Source organism: Streptomyces sp. NPDC060198 (assembly GCF_042728415.1).
Lineage (GTDB): Bacteria > Actinomycetota > Actinomycetes > Streptomycetales > Streptomycetaceae > Streptomyces.
The window spans coordinates 1-14,671 of record NZ_JBHWZJ010000177.1; the positions used below are offsets into that span (position 1 = coordinate 1).

General features: G+C 71.9%; 15 protein-coding genes and 1 pseudogene. 8 read left to right on the forward strand and 8 right to left on the reverse strand.

Annotation, left to right across the window (positions count from 1 at the left end):
* Positions 1-71 precede the first annotated feature (71 nt).
* The gene (locus ACFWEP_RS21030; RefSeq protein ID WP_387371820.1) at positions 72-575 is read right to left on the reverse strand and encodes a MarR family winged helix-turn-helix transcriptional regulator; all 504 of its coding nucleotides are present in this window, start codon (positions 573-575) and stop codon (positions 72-74) included.
* Between the two features lie 160 nt (positions 576-735).
* On the opposite strand from ACFWEP_RS21030, the gene ACFWEP_RS21035 reads away from it, so the two are divergent.
* On the forward strand, positions 736-1,518 hold the full coding sequence (locus ACFWEP_RS21035) for a dioxygenase (RefSeq protein ID WP_387371821.1): 783 nt from the start codon (positions 736-738) through the stop codon (positions 1,516-1,518).
* A 17-nt stretch (positions 1,519-1,535) separates the two neighbouring features.
* Here the strand turns inward: ACFWEP_RS21035 and ACFWEP_RS21040 are convergent, their stop codons facing one another.
* Complete coding sequence (locus ACFWEP_RS21040) at positions 1,536-2,069, reverse strand: GNAT family N-acetyltransferase (RefSeq protein ID WP_387371822.1); 534 nt, start codon at positions 2,067-2,069, stop codon at positions 1,536-1,538.
* A 148-nt stretch (positions 2,070-2,217) separates the two neighbouring features.
* Between ACFWEP_RS21040 and ACFWEP_RS21045 the strand changes: the two genes are divergently transcribed.
* Positions 2,218-3,216, forward strand: a complete 999-nt coding sequence (locus ACFWEP_RS21045; protein ID WP_328720007.1) for a sigma-70 family RNA polymerase sigma factor — start codon at positions 2,218-2,220, stop codon at positions 3,214-3,216.
* A 247-nt stretch (positions 3,217-3,463) separates the two neighbouring features.
* Here the strand turns inward: ACFWEP_RS21045 and ACFWEP_RS21050 are convergent, their stop codons facing one another.
* On the reverse strand, positions 3,464-4,210 hold the full coding sequence (locus ACFWEP_RS21050; RefSeq protein ID WP_387371823.1) for a DUF6227 family protein: 747 nt from the start codon (positions 4,208-4,210) through the stop codon (positions 3,464-3,466).
* A 577-nt stretch (positions 4,211-4,787) separates the two neighbouring features.
* On the opposite strand from ACFWEP_RS21050, the gene ACFWEP_RS21055 reads away from it, so the two are divergent.
* Genes ACFWEP_RS21055 through ACFWEP_RS21080 form a run of 6 tightly spaced genes read left to right on the forward strand, consistent with a single transcriptional unit; the run spans position 4,788 to position 10,318 of the window.
* Positions 4,788-5,957, forward strand: coding sequence for an MFS transporter (locus tag ACFWEP_RS21055; RefSeq protein ID WP_387371824.1), 1,170 nt, complete (start codon positions 4,788-4,790; stop codon positions 5,955-5,957).
* Positions 5,954-8,311, forward strand: coding sequence for a molybdopterin oxidoreductase family protein (locus ACFWEP_RS21060; RefSeq protein WP_387371825.1), 2,358 nt, complete (start codon positions 5,954-5,956; stop codon positions 8,309-8,311). The genes ACFWEP_RS21055 and ACFWEP_RS21060 overlap by 4 nt, the downstream gene beginning before the upstream one ends.
* Before the next feature lie 6 nt (positions 8,312-8,317).
* Positions 8,318-8,920 (forward strand): 4Fe-4S dicluster domain-containing protein, encoded by a 603-nt coding sequence (locus ACFWEP_RS21065; protein ID WP_387371826.1) that lies wholly within the window; start codon positions 8,318-8,320, stop codon positions 8,918-8,920.
* The gene (locus ACFWEP_RS21070) at positions 8,917-9,657 is read left to right on the forward strand and encodes a Rieske (2Fe-2S) protein (protein WP_387371827.1); all 741 of its coding nucleotides are present in this window, start codon (positions 8,917-8,919) and stop codon (positions 9,655-9,657) included. Before ACFWEP_RS21065 ends, ACFWEP_RS21070 begins: the two co-directional genes overlap by 4 nt.
* Positions 9,654-10,034, forward strand: a complete 381-nt coding sequence (locus tag ACFWEP_RS21075) for a hypothetical protein (protein WP_387371828.1) — start codon at positions 9,654-9,656, stop codon at positions 10,032-10,034. Before ACFWEP_RS21070 ends, ACFWEP_RS21075 begins: the two co-directional genes overlap by 4 nt.
* A gap of 44 nt (positions 10,035-10,078) precedes the next feature.
* Positions 10,079-10,318 (forward strand): hypothetical protein, encoded by a 240-nt coding sequence (locus tag ACFWEP_RS21080; protein ID WP_387371829.1) that lies wholly within the window; start codon positions 10,079-10,081, stop codon positions 10,316-10,318.
* 116 nt (positions 10,319-10,434) lie between these two features.
* Here the strand turns inward: ACFWEP_RS21080 and ACFWEP_RS21085 are convergent, their stop codons facing one another.
* The 5 genes and pseudogenes from ACFWEP_RS21085 to ACFWEP_RS21105 all read right to left on the reverse strand — a co-directional run.
* A complete protein-coding gene (locus ACFWEP_RS21085; RefSeq protein WP_387371830.1) occupies positions 10,435-11,136 on the reverse strand; it encodes a hypothetical protein in 702 nt (233 codons plus the stop codon).
* A 183-nt stretch (positions 11,137-11,319) separates the two neighbouring features.
* Positions 11,320-12,201: an S-methyl-5'-thioadenosine phosphorylase gene (locus ACFWEP_RS21090; protein WP_387371831.1), complete on the reverse strand. Its 882-nt coding sequence runs from the start codon at positions 12,199-12,201 to the stop codon at positions 11,320-11,322.
* 157 nt (positions 12,202-12,358) lie between these two features.
* Positions 12,359-12,730 carry an FmdB family zinc ribbon protein gene (locus tag ACFWEP_RS21095; protein ID WP_387371832.1) on the reverse strand — a complete coding sequence of 124 codons (372 nt, stop codon included), beginning with the start codon at positions 12,728-12,730 and terminating at the stop codon, positions 12,359-12,361.
* 66 nt (positions 12,731-12,796) lie between these two features.
* A complete protein-coding gene (locus ACFWEP_RS21100) occupies positions 12,797-14,077 on the reverse strand; it encodes an MFS transporter (RefSeq protein ID WP_387371834.1) in 1,281 nt (426 codons plus the stop codon).
* Positions 14,078-14,441: 364 nt separating this feature from the next.
* A pseudogene (locus ACFWEP_RS21105) lies at positions 14,442-14,671 on the reverse strand (hypothetical protein); the annotation flags it as partial.

Consider the following 14,671-nt stretch of genomic DNA (forward strand, 5'->3'; position numbering starts at 1 on the left):
CCCCGGTCCCGCCGTTCCCACGGCGGGGCCGGGGCGGAGTCACGTCCGCCGCCTACCGCCTGCTGCCCCTGTCAGCGGAGCCAGGGCAGATCCGCGTCGGCGCAGTCCGGCTGCAGCCCCGCCGCCAGGGTCCGCATGATCTCCCCGAGCCGGGACACCTGCTCGGGCGTGAGCCGGTCGAACATCGCCTGGCGGACGGCGGCGACATGGCCGGGCGCCGAGCGCCGCAGCATCGCGTGTCCCTCCTCGGTGAGGACCGCGTTCTGGCCGCGCTTGTCGGTCGGACAGTCCTCCCGGCGTACCCAGCCGTTCTTCTCCAGCCGGGCGATGGCGTGCGAGAGCCGGGAGCGGGTGATCTTGGCGTCCTTGGCCAGCTCGGTCATCCTCAGCTGCCCACCGGGCGACTGGGAGAGCTGGACGAGCAGCCCGTAATAGACGTGCGGCATCCCCGCGTCCCGCTGCAACTGGCGGTCGAGGTGGTCCTCCAGCAGCGTGGTCGTCTGGAGGTAGGCACGCCAGACGCTCTGCTCGTCGTCGGTGAGCCACCGTGTGCCGGTCGTGGGTGCCGTGGTCATGGGCCCACTGTACGACCTTTCCTTGAAAGTTGAACTAGATGGGGTTAGGCTCACCCTGGAACTTGAAGATTCAAGAAGCTGTCGCACGGGAGGTTCTCCGGGAGCCGGACAGGGTCCGCCGGAGGAGAATCGTCACCAGCCGCAGCGGATGGGGAGCGTCATGACCGGCACCACCGAGCGCATGCCCGCGCTCTACCTCTCCCACGGGGCCCCGCCGCTCGCCGACGACCCGGTGTGGACGGGCGAGCTGGCCGCCTGGTCCGCCGGGCTGCCGCGCCCGCGCGCGATCCTGATGGTCTCCGCCCACTGGGAGGAGGCCCCCCTCGCGATCGGCGCCACCACGACGGTGCCGCTCGTCCACGACTTCTGGGGCTTCCCCGAGCACTACTACCGGGTGCGGTACGCCGCCCCGGGCGCCCCGGAGCTGGCCGAGGACGTCCGCAAGCTGCTGCGCGCCGCCGGTACGCCGGTCCAGGACATCCCGGACCGCGGCCTCGACCACGGCGCGTACGTCCCGCTGGTGGAGATGTTCCCCGACGCCGGCATCCCGGTCCTCCAGATCTCCATGCCCACCCTCGACCCGCGCAAGCTGATGGACATCGGCCGCAAGCTCGCCCCGCTGCGGGACGAGGGCGTACTGATCGTCGGCAGCGGCTTCTTCACCCACAACCTCGCCGCGCTCCGTCACGTCGGGGGCGGCACCCCGGGCTGGTCGGCGGAGTTCGACGACTGGGGGAACCGGGCCCTTCAGGCGCAGGACGTCGACGCGCTGCTCGACTTCGAGCACAAGTCCCCGGCCGGCCGCCTCGCCCATCCCCGTACCGAACACTTCGCGCCACTCTTCGTGACGCTTGGCGCCTCCGAGGGTGAGCTCGACCGGGGCCGCAGTGTGATCGACGGCTTCTGGATGGGGCTTGCCAAGCGTTCGGTCCAGTTCGGCTGAGCCCGCGGTGACTCGGTTCAGAGCGGCTTCTCGAACCAGCTCACGTCCCAGTACCGCCCGAACTTCCGCCCCACCTCGGTGTACGTGCCGAGCGGGCGGAAGCCGAAGGCCGCGTGCAGACGCCCGGAAGGCTCGTTCGGCTGCGTAATGCCCGCGTACGCGCGGTGCAGGTCCTCGCCGGCCAGCGCCTCGAAGAGCGCCGTGTAGAGCAGCGTCCCGATGCCCCGGCCCGTCGCGTCCGGCGTGCAGTAGACGCTGACCTCCACCGAGGTCCCGTACGCCGCCTTGGGGCGGAACGTGCTGCTGGTGGCGTACCCCAGCACCCCGCCGCCGCCGTCCGCGGCCGTGCGGGTGTCCTCGGCCACGAGCAGGCGGTGCGGGCCGTGGTCCGGGTGGGCGCGCAGCCAGGGCAGGCGCTCCTCGGGAGTGAACGGGGTCACGTCGAAGGTGAGCGCGGTCTCACGGACGTAGTGGTTGTACAGGTCCGTGAGGGCCTCCAGATCACCCTCCGTACCAGGCCTGACCTGCGTGTCCGTGGGTATGTGGAACATCTGTCCTCCTGTCGGCGGCCGACAGGGTACTGCATGATCGCGAAACTGAAGCCGGTGCTGGGGAATTCTGTCCGGATTCCAGTCGTTGTTTCCATCGGATGCAGGGCACCCGAAAGGGTGTCGCGACCTACTCAGCAAGGGAGCACGCATGGCAACCCGTGCCGTCGCCCGTCGTTCGTCACCCACCGGTGGGACCGAACGGGCCCGCAGTGTTCGCGGTGGAAGCGGAGAGATCGCCGACCGCGACCTGGTCGGCATGTACCTCGACGAGATCGCGCGAACGCCCCTGCTCGACGCCGCCAAGGAGGTCGAGCTGTCGCAGGCCATCGAGGCGGGTGTCTACGCCCGCAAGATCCTCGACGGTGAGGTCGAGAGCGACGCCGGTGGGGCGAAGCCCGAGGAGCTGGAAGCGCTGTTCGACGAGAGCGAGCGCGCCAAGGACGTCTTCATCCGCTCCAACCTCCGTCTCGTCGTCGCCGTGGCCCGCCGCTACCCGCGCGCGGGTCTGCCGCTGCTCGACCTGATCCAGGAGGGGAACGCCGGCCTGGTGCGCGCGGTCGAGAAGTTCGACTACGCCAAGGGCTTCAAGTTCTCCACGTACGCCACCTGGTGGATCCGCCAGGCCATCACCCGCTCGATAGCGGACCAGTCCCGCACGATCCGCCTCCCCGTCCACCTGGTGGAAGAGCTGGGCCGCATCCGCAGGGTCCAGCGCGAGTTCAACCGTGAGCACGGACGCGACCCGGAGCATGCGGAGATCGCCGCGGAGCTGGACTCCAACACCGAGCGGGTCAGTAACGTCCTGGACTGGGCCCGCGACCCGGTCAGCCTCAACATGCCGGTCGACGACAACGGCGACACGCAGTTCGGCGACCTGCTGGAGGACACCTCCGCGGTCTCGCCCGAGCAGTCCGTGATGTCGCTGCTGCGCAGCGAGGAGCTGGAGGAGCTGATCGGCAAGCTCGACAACCGCACCGCCTCCATCATCCGGATGCGTTACGGAATCGAGGACGGCCGTGAGCGGACGCTGACCGAAGTGGGCAAGGAACACGGTCTGACGCGTGAGCGGATCCGCCAGATCGAGAAGCACGCGTTGGTCGAATTGAAGCGAATGGCGCGCGACACGGGCTTTGACGCTGCGGCGTGAGCCAATAACCCGTAATCTCCCCATCAAGCCGGTTCGCACCGGCCCGACGACCGGTCTTCGCACCGGTCCCATGAACCGAGTCCCGGCGCCCACCCCCCCCGGCGTCGGGGCTCGCTCATGTCCGGTGCAGGGCAGGGCAGGGCGGTGCGGGGCCGGGTCCGGTTCTCCGGGCCCTTGCGGCAGGCGCGCCCGGCCGGAGGCGCGGCCGCAGGAGGACGCGCCCTGCCGGAGGACGCGCCCGGCCGGCTCAGCAGATTCGGGTGCGGTGTTCCATCGCGTCGCGGGCCGTCTGCTCCTCGGTGTAGACCTCGCACATGTGGCGACCGTCCTCGGTCGCCGTGTGCTCGACCTCCCAGAGGCTGGTCTCGCTGCCGTCGAGCAGCAGGAACGCGTGTTCGTAGAGCGTGAACCCGGCGTCGTGGCCGCCCACCCGGAACTGACGGCCGAAGATCTGGGTGATGTGGTGGGCGAAGGCGGAGCGCAGCAGCCGGGCCGTGGACCCGCCCGGGCGGTCCGGGTTCTCCGCGCGGCGCAGCACCCGGCGTGCGTGGTCGGCGCTGTTGTCGGGGGCGTACGTCCGGGGCGACGGCCCCGAGGGGGCGGCCATCAGCGCGTTCAGGGCGTCCAGGTCGACGGTCGGCGCGTCCTCGGTGAATGCCGGGGCGTCCGCGAACACGCCGGTGACCCGGGCGGCGGCGACGTGGGCGTCCGCCTCGTCGTCGTACAGCTCGTGCTCCCGGGCGGTGGGTGCGTCCCGGCCGCCGCCGTGCACCAGCTCCCAGAGGCTGAGCGCGCTGCCGTCGGGGAGCAGGTAGGTGTGGCGGTACGTCTCGCGGTGCAGCTCCGCGCTGTGGTGCGAGGAGTGCAGGGTGCTGCTGTGCGCGAGTGCCGTGCCGAGCCGTTCGACCGTGCTGTCGGGCAGGTCGAAGGAGTTGAGGGCCCGTCGCAGGAGTCGGTCGAGGTGCTGCTCGGTTGTCTCGTACGGATCGCTCAAGGTGCTGTCTCCAGGCCGTTGCCGCATGTGACGTGGTGCGTGCTTAACGTAGTCCCTGGCTCCGACATCGTCGCCGGGGTTGGAAAAAACGTGGGACGGCGACGGAAAGTTCCCGTCATCCCCGAATGCGCGGCCGAACTCCCCGCCGGCTGCGGTGAGTCGGCGTCCGGTCCGACGTCGACCCGATTCGTGAAGACTTTCACAAGCGCGCGGGGGATCGAGGCGCTCCGTGAACGCGAGGCGAGGGCGCAGTCGTGCGACCGCGGCATCAGGCTTCCCGGGTGCGCGCCACCGACGCGGCGCTCCGGGGCGTCGACCGGGGGGGCCCTTCGCCCCGCACGACACCGGGAAGCTCTTCACTCTGCACGACGCCGGGAAGCCCTTCACCCCGCACGGCACCCCTCGCCCACCCCGGAGCGGGTCGGTTCCGCCCGTGCCGTCTTCGCCTCCCACTTCGCCTCCCACGGCCCGCGTCCGGTCCGAGCCGCCGTGCAGGGGCCCGCCATGCAGGGGATGCGCTCACCCCGTCGAGGCCTAAAACAGGGTAAAAGTACCCATAGGTACCTACGGTGGTCGAGTGACCGAGCCACCAGAAGCCTCCGCCGTACCACCCACGCCCGGTGATCCGACCTCCTCGTCCGGCGTCTCGGCGCGGGTGACCACCGAGGAACCGGCCCCGTCCGGTCCGGGCGGAGCCCTCCGCAAGGCGGCAGCCGCCCTGCCCGGGTCCGTCAATGCGCGGGCGACCATGGTCGGCGCGGCCGTCTCGGCCCTGCTGATCCTCGCGATCGTCCTCGGCAGCCGACTGCTGGTGAACTTCGACTCGGCCCTGCTCCCCTACGCCGTCGCCGGCGTCTTCCTGGCCTTCGGTGTCGCCTACCGCTACACGGTCTGGATCTCCGCCCCCGGCGCCGCGCGACTCTTCAAGCAGGGCTGGCGCAGCCTCTTCTCCGCGGAGAACTTCCGTCAGGCCCCCACCGCCCTGCCGAAGATGATCGCCACCTACCTCGGGTTCCAGAAGTTCCTCGGCGCCCGGTCGCACGCCCGCTGGGCCGCCCACCAACTGATCTTCTGGGGCTGCATCCTGGCCGCCCTCATCACCTTCCCGCTGACCTGGGGCTGGTTCACCTTCACGTCGGGGTCCGGTTCAGGCCCCGGGTACGAGATGCGGATCTGGGGCTTCAAGATCCTCGGCTTCGACTCGCTCAGCTTCATCGGCTGGGTGATGTTCCACGGACTCGACCTCGCGGCCGTCCTCGTCATCCCCGGTGCCTCGTACTTCCTCTGGCGCCGTATGAAGGACCGCGGCGCCAGTACCGGACAGCGCTTCGGCTACGACCTGATCCCGCTGATCGCGCTGATCGTCATCTCCGTCACCGGACTGCTGCTCACCTTCTCGTCGATCTTCCTGCACGGCGGAGGCTACGAGTTCCTCGCCGTCCTCCACATGGTCGCCGTGGTCTTCACCCTCATCTACATCCCGTTCGGGAAGTTCTTCCACATCGTCCAGCGCCCGGCCGCCGTCGGCATGCAGCTGTTCAAGTACACCGCCCGCGAGGGGGACGAGGTCTTCGCCTGCCGGCGCTGCGGACAGGACATCGACACCGAGCCCTACGTCGAGAACCTGCGCGGCACCATGCGCGACCTGCGGCTCGACTTCGACGAGTGGGCCGAGTACTGCCCGCGCTGCAAACGGGTGCTGCGCGGCAGCGCCTACCTCACCCATGTGAAGAAGGGCTTCAAGTGACCGCGGACCCGCGAGCCGCCGACCACGGCGCGGCCGTTCCTCCCGACCCGTCGGGCCGCCGTGCCGCCGTGCCCCTCGACCCCTCCCTCGCCCCTCCCGGTACCCGCGCGTTCCGCGACGCCGGAGGCATCCCCGCCGACCAGTGGCACGCCGACCAGGACGGCGAAACCCTCGTCCCCACCCACTGCTGCTTCTGCGGCGTCCAGTGCGGGATGTATCTGCGGGTCGACAAGGGCGGCAAGGTCTTCGGCGTCGAGCCCCGCAACCACGACATCAACCGCATGCGGCTCTGCCCCAAGGGCATCAACGCCTACCAGCAGGTCAACCACCCCGACCGGCTCACCGCCCCGCTGATGCGCCGCTCCCGCGACGAGGAGTTCGCCGAGGTCTCCTGGGACGAGGCGCTCGACTTCACCGTCTCCGAGATCCGCCGCATCCAGGAGATGTACGGGAAGGACGCGTTCGGCCTCCTCGGCGGCGCCAGCCTCTTCTCCGAGAAGACCTACCTGGTCGGCAAGTTCGCCCGGGTCGCGCTCAAGACCAAGCACGTCGACTACAACGGCCGCCTCTGCATGGTCAGCGCCGCCGGGGCCAACAAACTCGCCTTCGGCATCGACCGCGCGGGGAACCCCTTCTCCGACATCCTGCTCACCGACTGCCTGCTCATCGCCGGCTCCAACGTCGGCGAGTGCTTCCCCGTGCTGACCCAGTACGTCTGGGGTGCCCGGGACCGGGGCGCCAGTCTCATCGTCGTCGACCCGCGCGAGACCGCCGTCGCCCGCACCGCCGACATCCACGTGGCGCTCAAGCCCGGCACGGACTCGGCGTTCTTCAACTCCGTGCTCAGCGTGATCGTGGAGGAGGGGCTCACCGACGAGGCCTACCTCGCCGCGCACACCACCGGCTGGGAGGAGGTGAAGGCCAAGGCGCTGGAGTACCCGCCGTCCCGGGCGGCCGGAATCTGCGGTGTCCCCGCCGAGCAGATCACCCAGGTCGCCCGGACCTTCGCCCGCGCACCCAAGGCCATGGCATGGCACGCTCGGGGCATCGAGCACCACTCGCAGGGCGTCGAGAACTGCCTCACCGTGATCAACCTCTGTGCCGCGACCGGCCACATCGGCAAACCCGGTGCCGGATACGGAACCCTCACCGGTCAGGGCAACGGCCAGGGCGGCCGGGAACACGGCCAGAAGGCCGACCTGCTGCCCGGCGGACGCTCCATCCTCAACGCGGAGCACCGCCGCCAGATCTGCGAGGTCTGGGGCATCGAGGAGTCCGAACTCCCCACCGCCGGGACCTCCATGATGGAGATGGTCTGGCAGATGCAGCGCCGCGAGATCCGCGGCCTGATCGGCATCTGCAACAACCCCTTCGTCTCCCTCCCGAACTACCGGGTGGTCAAGGAGGGTTACGACGCGACCGAGTTCCACGCCCAGTTCGACTTCTTCCTCTCCGAGACCGCCGCCAACGCCCACGTGGTCTTCCCCGTCACCACCTGGGCCGAGGACGACGGCGTGATGGCCAACGCGGAGGCCCGCGTCGTCAAGCACAACAAGGCGCAGGAGCCGCCCCCCGGCGTCCGGACCGACACCTGGGTGATGTGCGAACTCGCCCGGCGCCTCGGCGAAGGCGACAAGTTCTCCTTCGCCGACTCCCGCGAGGTCTTCGACGAACTGCGCACCGCCTCCCGGGGCACCGTCATCGACTACTACGGCATCACCTACGAACGGCTGGAGGAGACCGGCGGCATCGCGTGGCCCTGCCCCACCACCGACCACCCCGGCACCCCCCGCCTCTTCGAGGACGGCCGGACCTACCACGAGGACGGCAAGATCCACCTCCAGGTCGTCGAGTGGCACCTGCCGATGGACCCGTACAGCGACGAGTTCCCGATGTCCCTCACCACCGGGCGCACCGTCGCGCACTTCCTCTCCGGCAACCAGACCCGCCGGCTCGGCGCCCTGGTGGAACAGACGCCCCGCCCCTGGGCGGAGGTCCACCCGTCCCACGGCTTCCGCACCGGCGAACCCGTACGGGTCGTCACCCGGCGCGGCAGCGAGGTCTTCCCCGCCCTGGTCACCGAGGCGATCCGCCCGGACACCGTCTTCGTGCCCTACCACTGGCCGGTCCCCACGGCCGCCAACGCCCTCACCATCGACGCGCTCGACCCCCGTTCGAAGATCCCCGAGTACAAGGTGTGCGCCTGCCGCATCGAGCACGCGGCCGAGCTCGACCTCGTGCCCTCGCCGCCCGTCGCCCCCGGGCACGTCGCGTACCCGGAGACCCAGGTCTCCCGGACCGACCCGCTGCCCCCCACGTCCCCGCAGGGCCGTGGCACCTCGGAGAGGAGCTGATGCCCCGTGATGGGCAGAACGATCTTCATCGATCCCGGCCGCTGCATCGGCTGCCAGGCCTGCGTCTCCGCCTGCCGCGAGTGCGACTCGCACCGCGGCAAGTCGATGATCCACCTCGACTACACCGACGAGGGCCAGTCCGTCGCCTCCCTCCCCACCGTCTGCATGCACTGTGAGGACCCCGTCGCCCCGTGCGCCGAGGTCTGCCCCGCCGACGCGATCCTGGTGACGGCCGACGGCGTGGTGCAGCAGGCCGACACCACCCGCTGCATCGGCTGTGCCAACTGCGTCAACGCCTGCCCCTTCGGCGTACCCAAGATCGACCTCGGCGCGAAACTCCAGATGAAGTGCAACCTCTGCTACGACCGCACCGCCTACGGCCTCGCCCCCATGTGCGCCACCGTGTGCCCCACCGGAGCCCTCTTCTACGGAACCGTCGAGGAGCTCCAGGCGGAGCGCCCGGGGGTCCAGGTCGCCGACACCTTCGTGTTCGGCGAGACCGAGGTGCGTACCGGAGTCGCCATGGTGGTCCCGGCGGACAAGGTCCAGTGGCCCGTACCCGGCGGGCTGCCCGTCGTCGAGATCAACGGTAAGGACGTCCGCCGATGAGCATCACCGAACAGCCACCGGGCAACGAGCGGCCCCCCGGGAACGACCCTCGCGAGGCCCTGCACGACCGGATCTCCGCCGACGCCCTCACCACCCGCCGCGACTACCTCCGGATCGTCACCACCGTCTCCGGCGGCCTGGCCGTCGGCGGCATCGGGGTGGCCGCCGGCATCCTGCACCGCCACGGCGACACCGACGACGGCAAGCCGGCCCGGCCCAAGATGATCGCCTCCCGGCTGCTCCCCGGCGAGTCCCTCGCCTTCCGCTACCCGGGCGAGGAGGACCGTGCGGTGGCCGTACGGCTCGACGACGGCACCCTCGTCGGCTACTCCGCCGTGTGCACCCACCTCGCCTGCGCCGTGCTGTGGCGGAAGGACCGGGGTACCGAGGGCGAGCTGTACTGCCCCTGCCACGAGGGCGTCTTCGACGCACGCACCGGCGAGGTGACGGCCGGCCCGCCGCCGCGCGGGCTGCCCAAGGTGGTCGTCACCGAGGAGGCCGACGGCAGCGTCTGGGCGATCGGCACGACCCGGTCGGGCGAGTCCATCGAGGAAGGCGTCTGCCGCCAGCTCCGGGAGACCAACCCCTCCCTCGCCGGCCGCCTCGACTGCCCCGGCACCACCGACGGCGTCGAAGCACCGGGCCGAGGCGGGAACGGCAGCGCCGAGGCACCGGAACGCACCGGGACGGCGTCCGCGCGCCGTGCCCGTGACACGAAGACGGGGGGCCGGGCGTGACCGGGGAACAGCCGCCGCCCGAGGGCCCGGCATACCCGGACTACCACCCGGGGAGTGCCCGGCCCGAACTCAACCGGCCCGTCAAGGAGCGCTACCCGCAGATCCGGCCCACCAGCGGCTACGGCGACCCCCGGGTCCGGCACACCGGACCCGGCCCCGGGGCCGGCACCGACCAGGAGCCGGAGCGGTCCGCCAAGCTGACCGCCCGCCTGGTGCTGGCGATGACCGTGGTCGTCGGCCAGCTCTGGGGCCTGCTGGTGGTCATCGACGAGTGGATGGAGGGCAACACCGGGACCGCCTGGTGGGGTGCGGGCTTCCTCTGCCTGTCCTTCCTGGTGGTCCTCGGGTTCTGGTGGCTGGACCCGAAGGACCGCTGACCGGGCCGCCGGGGCCGGTGCTCCCGCCGCCGTACTCTGGAGGCATGAGCACCGTCCCCGTCCCCGGACCCAGCGAGTCGCAGCCGAAGAAACCCGAGCGGCCCGAGCCGGCGCGGCCGAAGCCGGAGCAGGCCACGCCACGGCCGAAGCTGGACTTCGGCGATCCGCTGGACCAGCAGTCGTCCGACGACACGGACCAGGGCTGGGGCGGACGGCCTTCGGCCGGTGGCGGCGCCGCGGACCTCGCCCGCTTCCTCGACGAGAAACCCCCGCACCACATCTGAGCCACCGGCCCGGCGAAGTCCTGGGCCGCGCGAGGGCCGTGATCCCGGGCGGCACGAGTGCCGAGATCCCGGGTCGCACGGGGGCTAGTCCTGGCCGCGTGAGCGTGGCTGCGCCGTCACGCATCGGACACCGCCACCAGCAGCTCCCCCGACGCATGGGCTCCGGCCAGGGCCACCGCCGTCTCGCGGGTCACCGACAGCATCACCAGCGCACCCCCGCCAGGATCTTCCCCGCCCGGATATCCGGTGCCCGGGTCTTCCCCGCCGGAGGACGGCGGCCCGTCGGCCCGCGCCGCCCCCGGCCCGTGGGCGCCCGGGACGCGGCGGACCCGGACATCGCGCGCCACCACCCGTGCACCCTCCCCGGACGCCGGAGCGGAGATCACGTCCACCCGGTCGCCGGGGCGCAGCAGCCGCACCGTCGCCGCGTCCGCGATCCGCACCGGCGCGGACACCAGGCGGACCGGTGGACGCGCCCGCTCCGGGCCCGCCACGCCGGCGGCCCTGCCCTCCGCGGCACCCAGTCCCGACGCGGCGAGAGCAGCTGCCACCAGCGCGAAGCCCGCAGCCAGGGCGCGCTGCCGGCCGTACAGTGCGCGCCGCAGACGCAGCGTGCCGCCGCCGCCCCGCACCCGGAGCGGCGCGAAGTCCGGGACCGCGCACCGGGGCGGTACGGGAGACGGGAGCCTGGTGGTCCCGCCGGGACGTGCCCACCCGGGGGCGGCCCGGGCCGGGGCGGTCCGGGCGGGCCCGGCGGGGGAGTCCGGGTACGGGGCCGAGGGGCCCGAGGGCGGACGGGTCGTCGTGTTGGGGAACATGGCGCCACCTGGGGTGTGTGCGGAGTGCCCCGCCGGACGTCCCGGCCGGGCCCCCTCACCTTCCCGCCTGAACGCGGATCCCGCTGGGGCCTGTGGACCGTCCACCGGTTGTGGAAAACTCCGCCACCCGCAGAGGTGAAACAGGCCCGGGCCCCACCCGGCGTCAAACCCGTGCTCCTCCGGCTACGGCAGTGCGATCCCCGTGTCGAGCCCGTCCAACGCGCGGGCGCACACACAGTCGCGGCTCTCCTCGGAGGGCAGCCTGGCCACCGCGTCGAAGAGCACGGAGCGCAGCCGGTCCACGTTCTCGGCGAAGACCTGGAGCACCTCCTCGTGGGAGACGCCCTCGCCCGCCTCGGCCCCCGCGTCCAGGTCCGTGACCAGGGTCATCGTGGAGTAGCAGAGGCCCAGTTCGCGGGCGAGCACCGCCTCGGGGTGGCCCGTCATCCCCACCACCGCCCAGCCCATCGCCGCGTGCCAGCGCGATTCCGCGCGGGTCGAGAAGCGCGGGCCTTCGACGACCACCAGCGTCCCGCCGTCCACCGCGTCCCAGCTCTGTCCGCGCGCGGCGGCGAGTGCGGCGGCGCGCCCCCGGGGGCAGTACGGGTCGGCGAATCCGAGGTGCACCACGTTCGGCACCGTGCCGTCGGGCAGCGGTTCGCCGTCGTAGTAGGTCTGGGTGCGCGCCTTGGTGCGGTCGACCAGCTGGTCCGGGACGAGCAGTGTGCCCGGGCCGTACTCGGGCCGCAGTCCGCCGACCGCGCAGGGGCCGAGCACCTGGCTCACGCCGAGCGAGCGCAGCGCCCAGAGGTTGGCGCGGTAGTTGATGCGGTGCGGCGGAAGGTGGTGGCCGCGGCCGTGCCGGGGCAGGAAGGCGACCCGGCGCCCGGCGATCTCGCCCAGGAACACGGAGTCGCTGGGGTCCCCGTACGGCGTCTCCACCCGGACCTCGGTGACGTCGTCCAGGAAGGAGTAGAGGCCCGAGCCCCCGATGACGCCGATCTCCGCGCGTGGCCCGGAGGCCCCGCCCGTCGCCGCCGCGGTCGTACCCGTACCCGTGCTCATGACGTCCCCCCGGCCCGGCGCGTACCCGCGTCCGTGATCGTGCCTGCGTTCACCATGCGGTCAGGCTAACGGGGGACAGCACGAGGACTCCGCCGAGGTGATCGGCGGAGTCCCGGTGAAGCTGTGTGCGTGGTGGGGCTGTGCGGTGCGGCCGGTCTCAGGCGGCCGAGCCGCTCGACGAGGTCGAGGAGGACGACGACCCGGCCGACGACGAGGCCGACGCGGTGGAAGCCGACGACGAAGTCGAAGTCGAAGACGACGAAGACGAGCCCGAGTCGGAGCTCGACGACGACTTCGAAGCGGAGTCGGACGACTTCGTGGACGACGAAGCAGGGGTGCTGCTCGACGACGATCCACGGCTGTCGTTCCGGTAGAAACCGGAACCCTTGAAGACGATGCCGACCGCGGAGAACACCTTCTTGAGGCGTCCATTGCAGTTCGGGCACACGGTCAGGGCGTCATCGGTGAACTTCTGCACCGCCTCGAGGCCTTCGCCACATTCGGTGCACTGGTACTGATAGGTCGGCACTTGCTCCTCCTGGCACTCTCACTCAGTGAGTGCTAACGACGTTCCATACTGACCTATTCCGTGGAATCAGTCCACCGTGACCGGCTCCCGGTGACCGATCCCACGTGCCACGGCCCGCCCGGACGGGGTCGGCAGAAGCCGTGAGCGCAGGGCAAGAAGGGTCGCCAGCGCGAGCACCGTGGCCACCAGCGGTACGACGAATCCGCTGCTCGCGCCCCGTTCGTCGGCCAGCCGGCCGGCCAGCGTGACGGCCGCCGCCTGCCCCAGGGCCACCGAGCCGGTCAGCCAGGTGAACGCCTCGGTCCGGGCGGAGGCCGGGACCAGCGCGTCGACCAGCGTGTACCCGCTGATCAGCGCGGGCGCGACGGAGAGCCCGACCAGGAAGCCGAGCCCGGCCATCAGCGGCGCGGAGTGCACCGCCCAGAGTCCGGACGCGGTCAGGGTTAGGGCGGTGTACCCGACGATGAGCCTGCGGCGGGGGCCGCGCTTCCAGGCGACGGCGCCGCAGACGATCCCGGCGAGCATGTTGCCGGAGGCGAAGACCCCGTACAGCAGGCCGTTCGCCCCGGGGTGGCCGATCTCCTCGGCGAACGCGGTCAGCGAGACCTGCATGCCGCCGAAGACCGCACCGATGCCCAGGAAGGTGACGGCGAGCACCCGGACGCCGGGGACCGCGAGGGCGGAGACGCGCGGCGCGGATTCGGCGGTGGGCGAGTGCGGGGCGGGCTCGGTGGAGCGCCGCGCCGCGAAGAGCGCCCCGCCGAGCAGGGTCAGCGTCGCCTCGGTGACCAGACCGGCCGCCGGGTGCACGCCGGTGCAGAGCGCCGTGGTGAGGACCGGTCCCAGGACGAATGTGAACTCGTCGGTCACCGATTCGAACGCGGCTGCGGTCGCCATCAGCGGGGAGGCCGGACGGCCGGGCGCGGCCCCCAGCAGCGCCGCCCAGCGGGCCCGCACCATGGGGCCGATCTGCGGGATCGAGGCACCGGTCGGTACGGCGGCGACGGAGAGCGCCCACAGGGGCGCGTGCGCCAGTGCGAGCGCCGTCAGCGCGCCGACCGACACCGCGTGCACCAGTACGCCGGGCAGCAGCACGGTCCGCTGCCCGAACCGGTCCGCCAGCCGGCCGCTCTGCGGCGCGAACAGGGCCATCGAGACACCGGAGACGGCCGCGACGGCGCCCGCGCTGCCGTAGGAGCCGGTGGTGTGCTGGACGAGCAGGACGATGCCGATGGTCAGCATCGCGAAGGGCTGCCGGGCCGCGAAGCCCGGGAGCAGGAAGGTCCACGCACCGGGGGTGCGCAGGAGTTGCCCGTATCCGGGACGGACGGGGACCGTGGACGCCACGGCCGTGCCTTTCTGCCGCCTGGTGGCACCGCGCCCGGGGGTACGGGGGCTGCCGAGAGCTGTCCTCTTCGCGCGGAACTGCGGTAGATGCCGGGCGTCCCGCTCAAGGGGTGCGGAGCGACGCCACGACCGCCATACGGTCGCGCCAGCTCTGCATCAGACAGAGTTGGTCGATCAGGTCGGCCTCATGTTACAGCCGGAATTCGCGGCGACCAGGGGCGGCGGGGGAGCGGTACGGGAGTGCGGCGGTGAACGCGTCGTACGGGCGCGCGCGGGGCACCCCCGAGTCGAGCGACGCCGCCGGACCGCGAACCGGTCGTATACGGCCCGGTGGTCGCGGCCCGGACGACGGGCTCCCGCTCCGTCAGCGTCGCGCGGTCGGCCCCTCCGAGCGGTCGCCCGTCCCCGGCCGGTCCCCACCCCCGTGGCGTTCCGGGCTCTCCGGGTCCCGCGCGGGCGCACCCTTCGACGAGGCCGGTCCGCCCTGCCCGGCGGCCCGCCCGCCCGGCTCCGGCCGCCCCGCCTTCTCCATGCGCGGGCTCTTCTCCCGCCGCTTGTCCTTCTCCGGACGCCCCGGGGCGTCCGGAGCACGGG

Bases quoted from the DNA above. Each gene is read 5' to 3' on its own strand.
- ACFWEP_RS21030 (WP_387371820.1), bottom strand. From the start codon at position 575: ATGACCACGGCACCCACGACCGGCACACGGTGGCTCACCGACGACGAG.
- ACFWEP_RS21035 (WP_387371821.1), top strand. From the start codon at position 736: ATGACCGGCACCACCGAGCGCATGCCCGCGCTCTACCTCTCCCACGGG.
- ACFWEP_RS21040 (WP_387371822.1), bottom strand. From the start codon at position 2,069: ATGTTCCACATACCCACGGACACGCAGGTCAGGCCTGGTACGGAGGGT.
- ACFWEP_RS21045 (WP_328720007.1), top strand. From the start codon at position 2,218: ATGGCAACCCGTGCCGTCGCCCGTCGTTCGTCACCCACCGGTGGGACC.
- ACFWEP_RS21070 (WP_387371827.1), top strand. From the start codon at position 8,917: ATGAGCATCACCGAACAGCCACCGGGCAACGAGCGGCCCCCCGGGAAC.
- ACFWEP_RS21080 (WP_387371829.1), top strand. From the start codon at position 10,079: ATGAGCACCGTCCCCGTCCCCGGACCCAGCGAGTCGCAGCCGAAGAAA.
- ACFWEP_RS21085 (WP_387371830.1), bottom strand. From the start codon at position 11,136: ATGTTCCCCAACACGACGACCCGTCCGCCCTCGGGCCCCTCGGCCCCG.
- ACFWEP_RS21090 (WP_387371831.1), bottom strand. From the start codon at position 12,201: ATGAGCACGGGTACGGGTACGACCGCGGCGGCGACGGGCGGGGCCTCC.